This window comes from Pedomonas sp., from assembly GCF_036515995.1.
Taxonomy (GTDB): Bacteria; Pseudomonadota; Alphaproteobacteria; order Sphingomonadales; family Sphingomonadaceae; genus Pedomonas.
The window spans coordinates 1-16,821 of sequence record NZ_DATBUP010000046.1 but is presented as its reverse complement, the minus strand read 5'-3'; the positions used below and the strand labels follow the sequence as shown (position 1 = coordinate 16,821).

15 protein-coding genes and 1 tRNA gene are annotated in these 16,821 nt (G+C 63.5%); 6 read left to right on the top strand and 10 right to left on the bottom strand.

The genetic code is table 11. The features are described 5' to 3' along the window. Positions 1-131: 131 nt before the first annotated feature. Both VIG90_RS03940 and VIG90_RS03935 read left to right on the top strand, forming a co-directional pair. Positions 132-205, top strand: a tRNA-Gln gene (locus tag VIG90_RS03940). A 265-nt stretch (positions 206-470) separates the two neighbouring features. Next, entirely contained in the window at positions 471-2,465 is a 1,995-nt protein-coding gene (locus tag VIG90_RS03935; protein WP_331592140.1) for an acyltransferase family protein, read from the top strand. Positions 2,466-2,477: 12 nt separating this feature from the next. On the opposite strand, the gene VIG90_RS03930 is transcribed toward VIG90_RS03935, so the two are convergent. The 7 genes from VIG90_RS03930 to VIG90_RS03900 all read right to left on the bottom strand — a co-directional run bounded on the left by VIG90_RS03930 (position 2,478) and on the right by VIG90_RS03900 (position 11,343). Further along, complete coding sequence (locus VIG90_RS03930; RefSeq protein ID WP_331592139.1) at positions 2,478-3,479, bottom strand: peptidylprolyl isomerase; 1,002 nt, start codon at positions 3,477-3,479, stop codon at positions 2,478-2,480. A 162-nt stretch (positions 3,480-3,641) separates the two neighbouring features. Further along, positions 3,642-4,607 (bottom strand): SGNH/GDSL hydrolase family protein, encoded by a 966-nt coding sequence (locus tag VIG90_RS03925; RefSeq protein ID WP_331592138.1) that lies wholly within the window; start codon positions 4,605-4,607, stop codon positions 3,642-3,644. A 457-nt stretch (positions 4,608-5,064) separates the two neighbouring features. After that, positions 5,065-6,069 (bottom strand): ribonucleotide-diphosphate reductase subunit beta, encoded by a 1,005-nt coding sequence (locus VIG90_RS03920; protein WP_331592137.1) that lies wholly within the window; start codon positions 6,067-6,069, stop codon positions 5,065-5,067. 163 nt (positions 6,070-6,232) lie between these two features. Next, complete coding sequence (locus tag VIG90_RS03915) at positions 6,233-8,065, bottom strand: ribonucleoside-diphosphate reductase subunit alpha (protein ID WP_331592151.1); 1,833 nt, start codon at positions 8,063-8,065, stop codon at positions 6,233-6,235. Between the two features lie 510 nt (positions 8,066-8,575). Beyond that, positions 8,576-9,097 (bottom strand): DUF3617 domain-containing protein, encoded by a 522-nt coding sequence (locus VIG90_RS03910; RefSeq protein WP_331592136.1) that lies wholly within the window; start codon positions 9,095-9,097, stop codon positions 8,576-8,578. Positions 9,098-9,152: 55 nt separating this feature from the next. Then, complete coding sequence (locus tag VIG90_RS03905) at positions 9,153-9,983, bottom strand: arylamine N-acetyltransferase family protein (protein ID WP_331592135.1); 831 nt, start codon at positions 9,981-9,983, stop codon at positions 9,153-9,155. Further along, entirely contained in the window at positions 9,961-11,343 is a 1,383-nt protein-coding gene (locus VIG90_RS03900; RefSeq protein WP_331592134.1) for an amidohydrolase, read from the bottom strand. The genes VIG90_RS03905 and VIG90_RS03900 overlap by 23 nt, the downstream gene beginning before the upstream one ends. A gap of 193 nt (positions 11,344-11,536) precedes the next feature. Between VIG90_RS03900 and uvrB the strand changes: the two genes are divergently transcribed. After that, a complete protein-coding gene (uvrB, locus tag VIG90_RS03895) occupies positions 11,537-13,738 on the top strand; it encodes an excinuclease ABC subunit UvrB (RefSeq protein ID WP_331592133.1) in 2,202 nt (733 codons plus the stop codon). Between the two features lie 104 nt (positions 13,739-13,842). Further along, the gene (locus VIG90_RS03890) at positions 13,843-14,211 is read left to right on the top strand and encodes a VOC family protein (protein ID WP_331592132.1); all 369 of its coding nucleotides are present in this window, start codon (positions 13,843-13,845) and stop codon (positions 14,209-14,211) included. 82 nt (positions 14,212-14,293) lie between these two features. On the opposite strand, the gene VIG90_RS03885 is transcribed toward VIG90_RS03890, so the two are convergent. Beyond that, positions 14,294-14,752 (bottom strand): thioesterase family protein, encoded by a 459-nt coding sequence (locus VIG90_RS03885; RefSeq protein ID WP_331592131.1) that lies wholly within the window; start codon positions 14,750-14,752, stop codon positions 14,294-14,296. 162 nt (positions 14,753-14,914) lie between these two features. Between VIG90_RS03885 and VIG90_RS03880 the strand changes: the two genes are divergently transcribed. Further along, the gene (locus tag VIG90_RS03880; RefSeq protein ID WP_331592130.1) at positions 14,915-15,379 is read left to right on the top strand and encodes a YaiI/YqxD family protein; all 465 of its coding nucleotides are present in this window, start codon (positions 14,915-14,917) and stop codon (positions 15,377-15,379) included. A 28-nt stretch (positions 15,380-15,407) separates the two neighbouring features. Here the strand turns inward: VIG90_RS03880 and VIG90_RS03875 are convergent, their stop codons facing one another. Together VIG90_RS03875 and VIG90_RS03870 are read right to left on the bottom strand one after the other, a co-directional pair. Beyond that, positions 15,408-15,749 (bottom strand): hypothetical protein, encoded by a 342-nt coding sequence (locus VIG90_RS03875; RefSeq protein WP_331592129.1) that lies wholly within the window; start codon positions 15,747-15,749, stop codon positions 15,408-15,410. A 34-nt stretch (positions 15,750-15,783) separates the two neighbouring features. Continuing rightward, a complete protein-coding gene (locus tag VIG90_RS03870) occupies positions 15,784-16,137 on the bottom strand; it encodes a phage holin family protein (RefSeq protein ID WP_331592128.1) in 354 nt (117 codons plus the stop codon). 330 nt (positions 16,138-16,467) lie between these two features. Here VIG90_RS03870 and VIG90_RS03865 point away from each other — a divergent pair. Further along, positions 16,468-16,821 (top strand): cold-shock protein (locus VIG90_RS03865; RefSeq protein WP_331592127.1); only part of this gene is annotated, 354 nt, incomplete at its 3' end.

The following is a 16,821-nucleotide window of genomic DNA, read 5'->3' as shown; positions in this document are numbered from 1 at the left end:
AACCTAACAATCGCATCCCGGCGGTACAAGGCATCTGCCCGCAAGGTTCTGACGAAAAAGTTCAAAAAGTTGATCATGGCCGTTGACACCCCAGTTCTCCTGACATATTAGCACGGCCCCGGACACGACGTTGCCCCGTCGTCTAACGGCAAGACAGCGGACTCTGACTCCGTTAATCGAGGTTCGAATCCTTGCGGGGCAACCAACTCTCTCCCTCTCCCTGAGGGCATCGATCCGGAAGAACCTTTCCAAGACAGACCGTTAGACGACACGCAGCGGGCTTGGGCTACAAGAGCAGCCCTTTTAATGCTGCAGTATTTCGACTCAGAAGAACGACCTCAGCCGCTACGGCGATCGTTGATTTTAAATGGTCTATTTACATTAGTTCCTTGGAAACGTGCGTCCTTGACTCTTAGGGGCACCGGCCTAGTTTGCCGTTTTCCTCGGAACTGGCGAAGCACGAGGCTCATTTGAAATACCGCCCAGAAGTAGATGGACTGAGGTCCTTTGCAGTCGTTCCGGTCATTCTGTTTCACGCAGGTGTTCCCGGATTTACTGGTGGATTTGTTGGCGTAGATGTCTTTTTTGCCATTTCAGGCTTCCTGATCACCTCCATTCTCTTGCGAGAAATGGAAGAAGGCCGTTTCTCTTTCATAGATTTCTATGTCAGGCGTGCCCGCAGGATCCTGCCAGCTCTGTTCCTTGTAACTGCTGTTTCCATGCCTATTGCATGGCTCTGGCTTCCGCATCTGAAGTTTAACGATTTTTTTCAGAGCACATTTGCCTTAGCTTTTTTTGCGTCCAATCTCCTTTTTTGGAAAGAAAGCGATTATTTTGCAGCTGAGGCCGAGGAGAAGCCCATGCTCCATACTTGGAGCCTGGCGGTCGAAGAGCAGTTCTACATAGTCTTCCCTGTTTTGATCGCTCTACTTTGGCCGTTACTGCGAAATCGACGAAATTTTTGGATTTCTGTCATCGCGCTTCTGGCGGCAGCTAGCTTGGTCGCCAGCGAGTGGGGCTGGCGAAACGCACCAAGTACAAACTTTTATCTCGCCCCATTTCGAGCTTGGGAACTGCTGCTTGGGGCGTTAAGCGCCTGGATTTATGCATCGCCGAATCATCGCAGCAATGGAGTGCTTGCTACTCTTGGTTTGGCCATGGTCCTCGTCAGCGTATTTTTTTACGATGAATCCGTTCCCTTTCCTTCAGTTTATGCTGCATTGCCGGTCGTCGGCACCTGTCTGATTCTACTGTATGCATCGCGCGAGTCGTTAACCGGCAAGTTTTTGTCGATGCGGCCATTCGTTGGAATTGGCCTGCTCAGCTATAGCCTTTATTTATGGCACCAGCCCCTGCTGGCATTTGCCCGCGCCCGTCTGCTGCACGAACCGCCCCTATGGCTTATGGTTTCGCTTGCACTTTTAACGCTCCCCCTCGCCTATCTTTCGTGGAGATACGTCGAAACTCCTGCACGAAGGCCAGCCGGCTCTATGCGCGGCGATTGGCGGCCTCTAGTGCGATGGGCCACATTGACGGCTATCGTTGCAGGCGTCTCTTTCGCCTCGCTTTACGGACGGCCTCTGTTTCTGCCAGCGGACAAGGAAAATGCAGTTAATGTCCGAGGGCTCGCTAGCAACTGCGAATCTTCGAGTCTTGAAGGATGCACCACTGCACCCACTCCGCATATTTTGGTATGGGGCGACAGTTATGCGATGCACTCCGTGCCTGCTGTGACCGCCCTTTTCCAAACTGAAGGTGTGGCCCAGTATACTAAAAGTGCCTGCAACCCAGTCAGGGGCATCGCACAAATGGCACCGGGCCAGACCCGCGAATGGGCGCAACAGTGCATACAATTCAACGACAAGCTAGTTGAGGTGCTAAACCGGAATCCGTCCATCAATACGGTGATCATTTCCACACAGCTGGCCAATCTCTTTCATACGCCGGTTCAGGCAGCGGATGGGGCGAGCCTCGGTGTACTAACCGCCGATGAATTGCTCACGAGAATCGGAAATACTTTGGACATGCTCGGAAAGCGCGGCTTGACCGTCTACTGGATCTCTCCGCCCCCCTGGCCTGCCTACGGCAAGGCAGGCGACTGTGCGCGCAAGGAAATTCACTTTTCCAGTCAGGTTGATGCTTGCAATTTCGAGTTGACCAAGCGGTCGCCGGAAAGCCTCACTGTCGCAAGCTTTCTGCAGAGACTTTCCGCATTAGGCCAGAAGCAGCCAGATTTTCATCTAGTTGATTTGACGGAAGCATTATGTGCAACTGGCCGGTGCCAAGTCGGCGAAGGCACACGTTACTTCTACGGAAATGGCGGTCACCTGTCGCTCAGCGGATCACTGGAACTCGCAACTCGTCGGGAGTTCGCAAGCGCCTTTAACAAGGTGCCTGCTCCGAGCGAACTAAAGACCAGCCAGTGGGCTGCTGCATCCTGCAGCCTCAGTCGCGAGGCCTGCTGAAGTTTTTCCAAGTCAGCGCCCCTCCCGCACCGGCAGGGGCACGTTGCAGATGTCGATGGCGTTGGCGGGCACATGATAGAAGGCATCGTGGCGGTTGCGCCGGGCCTCGACGAGCGCCTTGAAGGTGGCCGAGTCCGTGCGCAGCACTTCCAGCGCCTCCCGCTCGGCGGCAGGCATGTCAGCGGCAAGGCGCACGGCTCGTATGTTTATGGGCGACTGCGGCACTTTGTAGAAGCCCATGGCGCCCTTGCCGCGCGGCAGGGCAGAGAGCAGGTCGACGCCGGAGACGATGCGGCCGACGACGGTCATGTTGCGGTCCAGCTGGCGCGGGGCCTGGCCGATGACGGTGTACAGCTCCGCCCCGTTGCCGGAGTTCGCCGCGTTCTCCCGGCCGACGGCGACCATACCGTAGCAGTGCACCAGCCACGCCGCGCCGGCTTGGCGGTCACGGGCCGCCGGGAAGCCATCGACAAAGCCGACCTCGGGGGCATAGGCGTCCCGATCCGGCAGAGGCGTGAAGCGCAGGTCCGCCCCGGCCTTGCGGGTGAATTCGGCCTTCAGCGCAGGCATTTCGGCCGTGGTCAGCTGCCACTGGGTGACGAAATTGTCTTGCACCCGGTTGACGGTCGGCGCAACGGCCCCTGCCCGTGCGATCGAGCGGATAGCCTCCACATGACGGGGCGCAAAGCCGGGGGCGAGTTCGATCACCACGCGACCGGCCTCCCGATCCGGCGTCTCCAGATCGAGGTACAGCGTGTTCTCGGGGTCGAGCGGACGCCAGTCCGCCGCCGGGCTGGCGGCAAGGATGTCCGCCATGGTGACGGGCTTGGCAGGAGTGATGGGGCTGGTGGGCGCGGCCGCCTGAGCCAGAGCCTCGCCGGTGACCCCGCACAGCGCCGCGACCAGCACCATCAGGCGGGCAAGCACCTGCCGGGCGGCAAGGCAGAATTCTCGCACTGCATACACTGCATTGCGGGCTTCCCTGTTCCCGCTATCCCCGAACGCCTGCCCCATCGCACCCTCTCCCCCAATCACGACCCTGCATCAACAAGGCCTATTTGACCCTGTTTTGTTCCGGTCGTCAATCGGCCCATGGTCGTAGATTGGAACGGGTGCAGCGCGGCCCCGGTTCTGAACGCCGGGGCCACCGCCTGCTGGGGTTCTGGCCGTTGGGGCTCAGGCCCCGGCTTGCCGCCGCCGGCGTGCCAGCGCCGCCGCCACCAGGCCGAAGCCGAGCAGCGCCACGGCCGCCGGTTCGCTCACCTGGGTGATGCCGACCAGCCGCGCCACTTCCCGCGCGATCACCTCATGAACCGCGGCGCTCGGGTGGGTCTGGTCGAAGAAGAAGTAGCCGGTGCAGTCCATGTCCGGCGACGGGGTTTCGCCCGCAAGGCAGTTCGAGGTGAAGTCGATGTCCGCCGGCAGGCCGACGCTTGTGGGGTCCGAAAGAATGCGGGTGAACAGGTCGAGATAGCTGTAGAGCATCAGGTCGCTCTCCAGCGTCAGCCCGTCCAGCGCATCGTCCAGCAGCTGCTGGAGCAGGAAGGCTTCGCTGATGTCCGCGTTGGGCACGCCGGTCACCAGGATGTTCCGCGCACCCATGTCATGCAGGCGCTGGATCTGCTCGGCGACCGCACCGGCCACGGCGCCGGCGTAGGCGGCGGGCTCCATGCCGTCGATGTCGTTGCGCATGAGGGCAAAGACGTCGTTGCCCATTACGTTGATGATGTAGAGCGCGCTGTTGTCCGCCGTGCCGCCGGTGCGGGCCGCGAACATGTCGATCTGGGCGCCCAGATCCGGAATGGCGTCCGCGCCGGCGGAGAAGCCGCTGTTGTCGATGGCCCGCGCGCCGCCGAAGGCGAAGTTGGAGCCGCCCGCCAGCGAAGGCGTCATGTAGGTGCCGTAGCTGGCCTGATACAGCAGGTCGGTATAAAGCGGGCCATTGGAGAAGCGGCCGTTGTAATAGCCCAGCCCGGCCGGCGGCGTGCCCGGACTGACGAGGCTGATATTCCCCGCATCGACCAGACTGTCGCCAAAGACGACGATGTCCGAATAGGGTGTGGCGCTGGCGGGCAGCGCCGGAAGCAGCAAGGCGGCGGCCAGAGCGCCGGCCTTTGCGAGTGCAGGGAATGGATTGTTCACGTGAAATCTCCCCGGTTGCTTTTCTCTGGCGCGGCAGCCCGGCGAGACGTCACGGTTGGAGCTGGTGAGCCTGACCCCCCCGACCTTGGCCGAAACACTTGGGAACACCGGATAAACCGCACCGTTGTTTCAGTTTGAAACCTTCAGGAGTTATGCAACTTTCATTCCATAATTCCCTTGTCTTCACAACCATTTGACGGCGCGGCCTTTTCCGATTGTTGCCATAAACATCCCAATTCACTTTTGTTAAAAATTCCGACGAATTAGGCTCGCCCCCGCTTCGCAGCCCCGCCCTGCCCACCTTTCCTGCTTTCCTGCCTTCCAGCTATGACCCGATACTGCCCGCGTCAGCGCCGGAACCAGCATGGAAACGGGCACGAAAAAGGGGCGCAGCCATGGCTGCGCCCCGTTCTTCAGTCTTGCAAAGCCGTTTCCGGCCCCGGCTGTCGGCAGCCCCTTATTCGGCTGCCATCGTCTGGGCCTGGGCCGACTTGCGCTTGTCGAACGCGTCCCACACCTCGTTCCAGTTGCCGCGGGTTGCGGCCTTGGAATACTCGGTGGAGCGGGTTTCGAAGAAGTTGGCGTGCTCCACGCCGTTCAGCAGCGGCTGCAGCCACGGCAGCGGATGCTCGTCGATCATGTAGATCGGCTTCATGCCCAGCTGCTTCAGGCGCCAGTCGGCGATGTAGCGGATGTACTTCTTGATGTCCTTCGGGGTCATGCCCGGCACCGGGCCCATCTCGAAGGCGAGGTCGATGAAGGCGTCTTCCAGCCGCACCACGGTGTGGCAGCAGTCGGCGATGTCGTCCTTCACGGCCTGGTTCAGCGCGCCGCTTTCCTGGGCGAAGGCGTGGAACAGCTTGATGATGCCGTCGCAGTGCAGCGACTCGTCGCGCACCGACCAGCTGACGATCTGGCCCATGCCCTTCATCTTGTTGAAGCGCGGGAAGTTCATCAGCATGGCAAAAGAGGCGAACAGCTGCAGGCCCTCGGTAAAGCCGCCGAACATGGCCAGCGTCCGCAGGATGTCGCCATCGTTGTCCACGCCGAAGTTGCCCATGTAGTCGTGCTTCGCGCGCAGCTCCTCATAGTGCAGGAACGCGGCGTATTCGGTCTCGGGCATGCCGATGGTGTCGAGCAGGTGGCTGTAGGCCGCGATGTGGATCGTCTCCATGTTGGAGAACGCGGCCAGCATCATCTTCACCTCGGTCGGCTTGAACACCCGGCCGTATTTCTCGTGGTAGCAGTCCTGCACCTCCACGTCGGCCTGGGTGAAGAAGCGGAAGATCTGGGTCAGCAGGTTGCGCTCGTGGTCGGTCAGCTTCTGCGCCCAGTCGCGGCAATCCTCGCCCAGCGGTACTTCTTCCGGCAGCCAGTGCAGCTGCTGCTGGCGCTTCCAGAATTCATAGGCCCAGGGATATTCGAACGGCTTGTAGGTCTTGGAAGCTTGCAGCAGCGGCATGGTTGATCTCCTGGGCCTCGGCTTCCGCGTGGAACGGTTCGTTCCCGGCGGATTTGTTCACACTTTGTGTCACTTTGTGGGTCTGGTGGACAGCGGGGCGGATGATCCCTGCCCCGTCGTCCCGTCAGACCCAGATGGCTGTCGACGCGTTAGCGGCAGCGCCTTACTGGCACGCCAGGCACTCGTCGTAGTCTTTCATCTCCACCTCGATCTGGCGGAGGTTCGGCGTGTTGTCCGCCTCCACGCCGCCTGCGAACGAGGCGCGCTGGATCGACTTCGAGCGGCAGTAGTAGAGCGACTTGATGCCCATCTCCCACGCGCGGAAGTGCAGCATCAGGAGGTCCCACTTCTCGATGTCGGCGGGCAGGAACAGGTTGAGGCTCGCCGCCTGGCAGATGTACGGCGTGCGGTCACCGGCCAGCTCCAGCAGCCAGCGCTGGTCCACCTCGAACGCGGTGCGGAAGGTGGCCTTCTCGTCCGGCGTCAGGAAGTCCAGGTGCTGCACCGAGCCGCCGTTCTCCAGAATGGAGTTCCACACGGCCTCGGAGTTCTTGGCCTTCTCGATCAGCAGCTTCTCGAGGTGCGGGTTGCGCACCACGAACGAGCCCGAGAGGGTCTTGTGGGTGTAGATGTTGGCCGGAACCGGCTCGATGCAGGCGCTGGTGCCGCCCGCGATGATCGAGATGGAGGCCGTCGGCGCAATCGCCATCTTGTGGCTGAAGCGCTCCATCGCGCCCACTTCGGCGGCGTCCGGGCACGGCCCGCGCTCCATCGCCAGCATCATGGAGGCGGCATCCACCCGCTCCTTGATGTGGCGGAACATCTTCAGGTTCCACGACTTGGCCATGGCGCTCTCGAAGGGAATGCCACGGGCCTGGTAGAAGCTGTGCAGGCCCATCACGCCCAGGCCCACCGAGCGCTCGCGCGCGGCGGCGTACTTGGCGCGGGACATGGTCTCAGGCGCTCGGTCGATGAAGTCCTGCAGCACGTTGTCGAGGAAGCGCATCACGTCCTCGAGGAAGCGCTCGTCCTTCGACCACTGATCCCAGGTCTCGAAGTTCACCGAGGACAGGCAGCACACGGCGGTGCGGGCGTTGCCCAGGTGGTCGCGGCCGGTGGCCAGCGTGATTTCCGAGCACAGGTTGGAGGTCGAGACCTTCAGGCCCAGCTCGCGCTGGTGCGCGGCCAGCGTGCGGTTCACCGTGTCGATGTAGACGATGTACGGCTCGCCGGTGGCAAGGCGCACCTCAACCAGCTTCTGGAACAGGGCGCGGGCATCCACCTCGCCGCGCTTGGTGCCGTCCTTGGGGCTGCGCAGGTCGAACTTCTTGCCGTCCCGCACGCACTCCATGAACTCGTCGGTGATCAGCACGCCGTGGTGCAGGTTCAGCGCCTTGCGGTTGAAGTCGCCCGAGGTCTTGCGGATCTCGAGGAACTCCTCGATTTCCGGGTGGGACACGTCCAGGTACACCGCCGCCGAGCCGCGGCGCAGCGAGCCCTGCGAGATGGCGAGCGTCAGGCTGTCCATCACGCGGATGAACGGAATGATGCCCGAGGTCTTGCCGTTGAGGCCGACCGGCTCGCCGATGCCGCGCACGTTGCCCCAGTAGGTGCCGATGCCGCCGCCGCGCGAGGCCAGCCACACGTTCTCGTTCCAGGTGGCGACGATGCCATCAAGGCTGTCGTCCACCGAGTTCAGGTAGCAGGAGATCGGCAGGCCCCGGCCCGTGCCGCCGTTGGACAGCACCGGCGTTGCCGGCATGAACCACAGCTGCGAGATGTAGTCGTAGAGGCGCTGGGCGTGTTCTGCATCATCCGCATAGGCCGCCGCCACGCGGGCGAACAGATCCTGGAAGGTCTCGCCCGGCAGCAGGTAACGGTCCTTCAGCGTCTCCTTGCCGAAGTCCGTCAACAGGGCGTCACGGGTGTGATCCACCTGCACCGGAAACTTCCAGGGAATGATGGTCGTGCTGGAAATTTCCTGACCCTCGTGCATCTGGCCCCCGTGCGTCTCGGTCTGCCCGCTGCCGCTGCTCGCAAAATCCATCTCGCCGTCCTCCGGTCCCGCACACGATGCGCCACAAGCACAAGATCTTGTGGTCATCAAATCTCAACAACACAGGCCTGAAGGGGCGCAAGCCGCGCAAATTGCGCCTGTTTTCGCGCAACACCCACAGAACGCTGTGTGACAATATCATGAAAAACACCCACCAGTGGGGGGTGTTCCCGCAATCAACCCCAAGATTTGGTGCGAAGCAAGAGGGGATTAGACGAAAGGCGAAACAAATTTGGCTTGACCACGGATTTCTGCGGCTTTGCCCTGTGAACAAAAATTGGGGGGCCGGAACGATTGCCTGGAACTATTTCCCCGGCTCAACGAAAACGCAGCAGAAGGGCCTATGACAGACCGTCCCCGCATGCGACGCAGGGTGTTCGCGCCCGGTGTCTGAGCCGGGTCTCTGACCCGCCCCCGCAGCACCCGGAGGCGACGCAGCGCCGCACCGGGTCACTTGGCCCCGGGCGTTCCCGGCGGACAGGTGGCCCCCATCCATTTGCTCGTGTTGTTGATGTTCATCTTCATGGTCGAGCCGCCCTCGGCAAACACCATGTCTCCGGTCTGGTGCATGGCCTCGGGCGTGATCTTGCCCGTCATCCGCCCCGACATGCCGGACTTGCAGCGGGTCGTGAACGAGTAGGTCTGGCCCGACGCCTTGAAGTCGGAGACAGTGCAGTCCCCGTCCTCGCCCGGCTGCATGGTCTTGGCCATGTCCTGCCAGCTGGCCTTGGCGTCCTCCGGCTTGATGCAGAGGTTCATCTTCATGGTGCGGCTGCCGGCCCCGTCGGGGATCCCCTCGCCCACCATCCTGGTCGCCATGGTCATCTCCCACAGCCCCGGCTTGACCGACTGCGCGGCAACCGGCCCAGAAAAAGCAATAGCCGAGATAACGGCCACGCCAAGGCCCGCTGCAACACCAGCCCGCTTCGCAACCACAAGCTCCGCAACCACCAACCGCTTCGATCCGGACATGGTCTGGCCTCCCTCAGCCTGAAACCTTGCATTTGCTGCGGCTGCGCACGCGCCCTTACCCGGCCGCGCTGACGCTCTCCTGACGCATGAAAGACTCATAGGGCACGTCCAGATCGAGCCGGAACCGGTCCCGCAGCATCTCCATGTAGGCCGATCCTCCCGGAACCACGCTGTGCTCGGGCGTCCCCCCCATCGTCTCGGTCAGGTCGTGGTTCACCAGCACCCGCCAGCCGTCCGGCGTCTGGATGGAACACACCACCCGCGTCGTGAACGGAGACTTGGGGTGCGTCGAGACATAGTGGTTGCCCATCTCGAAGTCGGCCTGCCAGCACGGCTCGAGCGTGAAGCTGTAGAGCTTCTCCCACGGCCCGCCCGCCACCGAGCGCTCCAGCATGCTCCCGAACACCTCGTCCGCCCGCAGGCGATAGCGCCGCCCCGGCTGCTCGCTCACGCGGTCGTATTCGAACGGCAGCGGCAGGCAGGGCCCCGCCGTGCCGAATCCCACGTCCGCAAGCCACTCCCGGCCGCCGATGTTCACCAGCAGCAATTGGTGCGTCTTCTCCCGCGGCTCGGTGATGCCGCCGACCCACACCCTCGCCAGCAGCGGTCTGACCGTAAAGCCCAGCGACAGCAGCGCCCGGAGCAGCAGGCCGTTCTGCTCGAAGCAGTAGCCGCCACGGCCGCGCGTCACCAGCTTCTCGAACACGTCCTCCGGTTGCAGCGAGATGCCCCGGCCCAGCAGGATGTCCAGGTTCTCGAACGGAATGACCTCGCCATGGCGCAGGTGCACCTGCGCCAGCCCGTCTTCCGTTGCCGCTGGCGGACCGGCCAGTCCGATCCGGTTCAGGTAGGCATCAAGCGTCTTACTGTCCGGAAACTGCGACATTGCCCGTCTCTCCCTTGGGCTTGGCACCATTCAGCAAATCCAGCGCCGCCACGGTCATGGCCTCCACCCCTGCCTTCACCGCAGGCTCCGGCTCGATCTTGAACAGGGGCGAGTGGTGGCTGGGCACCGGCGGCCCGCCCGCCGCCGCCGCGTCCAGCACGGCTTGCGAGGTGCCGCCCACCGCGAAGTAGGCGCCCGGCACCTTCGGATCCGTCTGGATGAAGTAGGCGAAATCCTCCGCACCCATGCCCTGCCGGGCCTGCGTGAAGAACACGTCCTTGCCGAACTGCCCGGCCAGCACCGCGCGCACCCGGTCGGTCAGGGCGGCGTCGTTCACGGTCGTCGGGGTCGATTCGAACCCCACCCGCACCTCCGGCAGCTTGTCCTCGGGCAGGCCCGCCATGCGGCCCGCGTTCTCGGCAATGCGCTTGATGCCGTTCAGCAGCTTGGCGCGCACCGCCTCGTCGTTGGAGCGCACGGTCAGCTGCAGCTCGGCCCGGTCGGAGATGATGTTGTGCTTGTGGCCCGCATGGAACGCGCCCACCGTCACCACGCCCGGGTCCAGCGGCGCAATCTCGCGGCTCACCAGCGTTTGCAGCGCCATGACGATCTGCGCGCCGATCACGATCGGGTCCTTGCCCGTGTGGGGCGAGGCTCCGTGCGCGCCAACGCCGTGCACGATGATGTCGACGCTGTCCGACGACGAGGACGTCAGCCCCGGCACCAGCCCGATCTTGCCGGCGGGAACATCGGCGCTGACATGGAACGCCAGCGCGTAGTCCGGCCGGGGGAATCGGGTATAGAGCCCGTCTTCCAGCATGGCCCGCGCACCGCTGATGGTCTCCTCGGCGGGCTGGCCGACGAACACCACCGTGCCCTTCCACCGGTCCTTGCGCGCCACCAGCTGCTTGGCCGTGCCGATCAGCGCCGTCACGTGCACGTCATGGCCGCAGGCGTGCATCACCGGGCGCTCCTGACCGCTCAGATCCACCTGACGCACCTTGGAGGCATAGGGCAGGCCGGACTTCTCTTCCACCGGCAGGCCGTCCATGTCGGCGCGGATGAGCACAGTCGGCCCCTCGCCGTTCCTCAGCACGCCAACGACGCCGGTCCTGCCCACGCCCTCGGTCACCTGAACGCCCAGCGCCCGCAACTCCTTGGCCAGCCGCGCCGCCGTCTTCGTCTCACGGAAGGACAGCTCCGGGTTCTGGTGGAAATGAATGAACAGGTCCTTCAGCCGCGCGTCGTAGTCCTTCGCGATATCGGCGCGCAGCGCCTCGTCGGCAGCGTTGGCCGCCGGGCCGAACGCACCCATCACACCCAGCGCAGCGGCACAGGCGAACCCGAACTTGAACGACATCACACTTCCTCCCCCAAACGTTTCAGCTGATCGTAAAGTGAGGCCGGGCCTGTAGGAAAGCAGTTTTATACGCGTTTTTGTCTATGGACCTTTCGGGTCGGCGCACCATATAGGCAGAGCGCCCTTCGGGGCGCTGTCGAAATGAACAAAGAGAGAACTTGGCACGCCTCGACGTGCAGGGCATAGTGCAGCCATGAGCAGTCTGGTCATCCGTAAAACCCTCGACGACATCGACACCAGCGGCACCTTCGTGCCCCACAAGGCGGAGCGTCCGCCCAAGGCCGAAGGCGGCAGGCCGTTCAAGCTCGTCTCGGACTTCGAGCCTTCGGGCGACCAGCCGCAAGCCATCGCCGAGCTGGTGGAGCAGGCCGCGCAGGGCGAGCAGAATCAGGTGCTGCTCGGCGTCACCGGCTCGGGCAAGACCTTCACCATGGCCAAGGTGATCGAGAAGCTCCAGCGCCCCGCCCTCATCATGGCGCACAACAAGACGCTGGCGGCCCAGCTCTACGGCGAGTTCAAGGCGTTCTTCCCCGAGAACGCGGTCGAGTATTTCGTCTCGTATTACGACTACTACCAGCCCGAGGCCTACGTGCCGCGGACGGACGTCTACATCGAGAAGGAATCCTCCATCAACGAGCAGATCGACCGGATGCGCCACTCGGCCACCCGCGCCCTGCTCGAGCGGGATGACGTGATCATCGTCGCCTCGGTGTCCTGCATCTACGGTATCGGCTCGGTCGAGACCTACTCGGCCATGATCGTCAATATCTCGAAGGGCGAGACCATCGACCAGCGCGAGCTGATCCGCAAGCTGGTGGCCCTTCAGTACAAGCGCAACGATCAGGCCTTCCAGCGCGGAACCTTCCGCGTGCGCGGCGATACACTCGAAATCTTCCCGGCCCACTACGAGGACGCTGCCTGGCGCATCCAGTTCTTCGGGGACGAGGTGGAGGAGATCGTCGAGTTCGACCCGCTCACCGGCAAGAAGGTCGCGTCGATGGACCACGTCCGCGTCTTCGCCAACAGCCACTACGTGACCCCCGGCCCCACCATGAAACAGGCGGTCGAGGCCATCAAGTTCGAGCTGTCCGAGCGGCTGAAGGAGCTGAACGCCGAAGGCAAGCTGCTGGAGGCCCAGCGGCTGGAGCAGCGCACCACCTTTGATCTCGAGATGATCGCCGCCACCGGCTCCTGCTCGGGCATCGAGAACTACTCGCGCTTCCTCACCGGACGCCTGCCCGGCGAGCCGCCGCCGACCCTGTTCGAATACCTGCCGGACAACGCCCTGCTGTTCATCGACGAAAGCCACGTCACCGTCGGCCAGATCGGCGCGATGGAACGGGGAGACCGCCGCCGCAAGGTCACGCTGGCCGAGTACGGCTTCCGCCTGCCCTCCTGCATCGACAACCGCCCGCTCAAGTTCACCGAGTGGAACGCCATGCGCCCGCAGACCATCTTCGTCTCGGCAACGCCCGGCCCGTGGGAGCTGGAGCGCACCGGCGGCGTCTTCGTCGAGCAGGTCATTCGCCCGACCGGCCTTGTGGATCCCACCTACGAGATTCGGCCCGTCGAGGATCAGGTGGACAACGTCATCCACGAGGCCAAGCTGACCGCCGCGGCCGGCTACCGCACCCTCGTCACCACGCTGACCAAGCGCATGGCCGAGGACCTGACCGAGTACCTGCACGAATCGGGCCTCAAGGTCCGCTACATGCACTCGGACGTGGAGACGCTCGAGCGCATTGAGATCATCCGCGACCTGCGCCTGGGCGTGTTCGACGTGCTCGTGGGCATCAACCTGCTGCGCGAGGGCCTGGACATTCCCGAGTGCGGCCTCGTCGCGATTCTGGATGCGGACAAGGAAGGCTTCCTGCGCTCCGAGACCTCCCTCGTCCAGACCATCGGCCGCGCCGCGCGCAACGCCGAGGGCCGCGTGATCCTCTATGCCGATCGCATGACCGGCTCGATGGAACGCGCGCTGGCCGAGACCGACCGCCGCCGCGCCAAGCAGGTGGCCTACAACGAGGCCCACGGCATCACCCCGCAGACCATCAAGCGCCAGATCAACGATCTGCTCGAGGACGTGTCCCAGCACGACTACCTGACGGTCGACACGGGAGACGAGGAAACCACCAGCCTCGTCGGCCACAACCTCAAGGGCTACATCGCCGATCTCGAGAATCGCATGAAGGACGCCGCTGCCAACCTGGAGTTCGAGGAGGCCGCCCGCCTGCGCGACGAGATCAAGCGGCTGGAAGCCAGCGAGCTCGGCCTGCCCGTCGAGGTCAAGTCCGCCTCGGTGCAGGGTCGCGCCACCGGCGGACGCCCCGGCACCCGCACCACCAAGCAGTCGAAGCAGCAGAAGTACGGCAAGCGCACGCGCAAGCAGTCGTGAGCCGTACCGCCCTTGCCAGTCTTGTGTGAAATGGCAGCTTGACGGATACTTCCGCAGCCTCTCCTCTATGCCGGAACAAATTACCGAATGGGGGAGCTAACCACATGATCGCTTACGCAAACCTCGGCACCAATGACCTGGAGAAGGCCAAGAGCTTCTACGATGCCATCCTGGCGCCGCTGGGCGCCAAGGTCCTGTTCAATACGGATCGCGCCTACTTCTACGGTTCCGGCAGCGGGCCCATGCTCACGATCAACAAGCCGTTCGACGGCCAGCCCGCCACCTTCGGCAACGGCACGATGATCGCGCTCGATGCCCCGTCGCAGGACGCGGTCAATGAGATCCACGCCAAGGCGCTGGAGCTGGGCGGCAAGGACGAAGGCGCGCCCGGCCTGCGCGGCGACACCTACTACGGCGCCTACTTCCGCGATCTGGACGGCAACAAGTTCGTCGTCTGCCACTGGCCGCGCTGAAACGCCCAGCCAGTTTAAAACAGGTCAGCCAGTCTGAAATAGAAAGGCCGGGTTCAACGCCCGGCCTTTCTCATTGCGTCGCTCAGCCCGTCAGGCCCGGCAGCAGCTGCGCCGTCAGCGCGGCGCGCACCGTGTCCGCCAGCGGCGTCGGACGGCGGGTTTCCGGATCGATCGCCACCAGCACGCCCTGCGCCGTCGCCACGCACGCGCCGTCGACGAACAGGCCCTGACCCAGGGTGAAGGAGGTCTGTCCCACCCTGACCACGCCGGTGCCGATCTCGACCACGCCCGGAAAGTGCGCCTCGGCCCGCATGTTGATCTCAACCCGCGCCAGCACGCCGCCATAGCTGGAATCGTCGCCGATCGGCAGGCTGCGGCCGAAGTGCACCCGGCCGGCCTCGCAGTAAACCGCAAAGGCCGTGTTGTTCACGTGGCCCACCATGTCGGTGTCCGAAAACCGGATGTTCTCCCGCACGAAGTGCGAGAAGCTCGCCTTGTCCTGCAGAACCTGCTCGATATCCGTCTGACGCGTTGCCGACATGACGCCCCCCTTTCCTCAACTCTGAAGTGGCCTTCCGTCTAGACTCCGCCCCAAGCCCCTGTCGATACCTTCCGTCGGCTTTTGCCGCCCCAAGGGGGAGGACACCGCCGCCGCGCTGTGCCACAAGCGGCGGGAGTGTCAGCGCCCGAGGGAGAAACAGCCATGCCCCAGATCCCTATGTCCCAGATCTACGTCGATGCCGATGCCTGCCCGGTCAAGGCCGAGGTCATTCGCGTCGCGGAGCGGCATGGCCTTCAGGTCTACATCGTCTCCAACGGCGGCATCCGCCCCAGCGGCCACCCGCTGGTGAAGGAAGTCACCGTGCCCGGCGCGTTCGATGCGGCGGATGACTGGATTGTCGAGCAGGTGGCGGCGGGAGACATCGTCATCACGTCAGACATCCCCCTCGCCTCACGCTCGCTCGAGAAGGGCGCGGCCGTCCTCGGCCACACCGGCAAGCTGTTCAGCAAGCAGAACATCGGCATGGCGCTGGCCATGCGTGACGTGATGGCGGACCTGCGCGCCATGGGAACGGTCAGCGGCTATAACGCCAGCTTCACCGGGGCGGACCGCTCCCGCTTCCTCAACGAGCTGGAGCGTCTGGTCCAGCAGGCGAAGCGCCGCTGAACCCCGCTGCTCAACCTGCCCTGAAGGATCAGCCGCCCAGGATCGTGCAGGCCAGAAACGCGCGGGAAGCGGCGGTTGCAATCTCCGGCTCCGCCACGTCGAACATGATGTCGACGGCGCGTTGCAGGTTCTTGCGGCTCGGCTCCACGCTGCCCGCCCGGTTGGCCCCGCCCACCAGCTTGGCCACTCGGCGCATCTGGTCGCCGCTCAGCCGGTCATCCATGCTGTCCGCCATGCAGGTGGCCTGACGGGACGGCAGGCCCAGGGACTGGAGGCCGGTTGCCACCTGCTGGCGCGGGGTCGCGCATCCGGCCAGCCCGAAGCCGACCCCGAGACTGACGACCAGCATTGCTGCACCAAACCGCTTCATCCGTTGCACTCCACTCTATCAGGCCGAACCCGGCTCAGCCGCGCACGTCGCTGCGGAACAGGGACATGCCCATGAGGCTGACCAGACCCACCACGATCGCCCCGAATAGGGCCGAGAAGAAGCCGCTCACGCTCATGCCGTCCAGCATGGCGGCCACCAGCCCGAACATGGCTGCATTGATAACGAAGATGAACAGCCCAAGGGTCAGCAGGGTCAGCGGCAGGGTGAACAGAATGGCCAGCGGCCGGATCAGGGCGTTTACGATCACCAGCAGCAGCGCCGCCCACACGAACGTCATGCCCTCATCGATATGCACACCGGGAATCAGGTGCGTTGCGACCCACAGGCCCGCAATGACACACAGAATACGGATCAGGAATTCCCGCATGGATCGTCTCTCCCTAGACCGGCACCCCCCAAAAAACGGGATCTGCCGTATCACCAGCACTGGCGGCCTCAGCCGGCCCGGCAAGCCATAGGCCCGGCACACGAAAAGGTTCGAAAACCGGGCTTCTATTTCAACGTCTTCGCGCTGCCAGCTTACCCTACGGAACGAGGCTGGACCATAAAAAACGGGGTGGATTCAGATCGGTATGTAACTCTGTTCCCTATGGTGCGTTACACAGAAGTCTGCTAAATGAGTCGCCGGATCTAGGGCTTTCTTTCGTACGGAAATACTGCCCGAAAGATCGGGCACTACCAAATGAAGGAAAGACTGATGCCTACGGGAACCGTGAAGTGGTTCAATGTTGAGAAGGGTTACGGCTTTATCCAGCCGGACGATGGCGGCGCAGACGCCTTTGTGCACATTTCCGCGGTTGAGCGTTCGGGGATGCGGGTTCTCGTGGAAGGCCAGCAGGTCGAATACGAACTGGGCATGTCGCGCCAGGGCAAGCCTGCTGCACAAGATCTGAAGGTTATCGGCGGTCCGTCGCCGGAAGAAGCGGAAGCCATGGCTCCGCGTCCGCGTCGTGACTTCGGCGATCGTCCGGGCGGCGGCGGCGGTTTCCGCAGCGGTCCGCGTTCGGGCGGCGGCTTCGGCGAGCGTTCGGGTGGCGGCGGCTTCGGCGGC

Excerpts from the sequence above, each read along its gene's own strand:
- VIG90_RS03930 (WP_331592139.1), bottom strand. The coding sequence starts at position 3,479 with ATGGGGCAGGCGTTCGGGGATAGCGGGAACAGGGAAGCCCGCAATGCA.
- VIG90_RS03905 (WP_331592135.1), bottom strand. The coding sequence starts at position 9,983 with ATGTCGCAGTTTCCGGACAGTAAGACGCTTGATGCCTACCTGAACCGG.
- VIG90_RS03875 (WP_331592129.1), bottom strand. The coding sequence starts at position 15,749 with ATGAAGCGGTTTGGTGCAGCAATGCTGGTCGTCAGTCTCGGGGTCGGC.
- VIG90_RS03920 (WP_331592137.1), bottom strand. The coding sequence starts at position 6,069 with ATGCCGCTGCTGCAAGCTTCCAAGACCTACAAGCCGTTCGAATATCCC.
- VIG90_RS03885 (WP_331592131.1), bottom strand. The coding sequence starts at position 14,752 with ATGTCGGCAACGCGTCAGACGGATATCGAGCAGGTTCTGCAGGACAAG.
- VIG90_RS03910 (WP_331592136.1), bottom strand. The coding sequence starts at position 9,097 with ATGTCCGGATCGAAGCGGTTGGTGGTTGCGGAGCTTGTGGTTGCGAAG.
- VIG90_RS03915 (WP_331592151.1), bottom strand. The coding sequence starts at position 8,065 with ATGCACGAGGGTCAGGAAATTTCCAGCACGACCATCATTCCCTGGAAG.
- uvrB (WP_331592133.1), top strand. The coding sequence starts at position 11,537 with ATGAGCAGTCTGGTCATCCGTAAAACCCTCGACGACATCGACACCAGC.
- VIG90_RS03880 (WP_331592130.1), top strand. The coding sequence starts at position 14,915 with ATGCCCCAGATCCCTATGTCCCAGATCTACGTCGATGCCGATGCCTGC.
- VIG90_RS03890 (WP_331592132.1), top strand. The coding sequence starts at position 13,843 with ATGATCGCTTACGCAAACCTCGGCACCAATGACCTGGAGAAGGCCAAG.
- VIG90_RS03870 (WP_331592128.1), bottom strand. The coding sequence starts at position 16,137 with ATGCGGGAATTCCTGATCCGTATTCTGTGTGTCATTGCGGGCCTGTGG.
- VIG90_RS03900 (WP_331592134.1), bottom strand. The coding sequence starts at position 11,343 with ATGTCGTTCAAGTTCGGGTTCGCCTGTGCCGCTGCGCTGGGTGTGATG.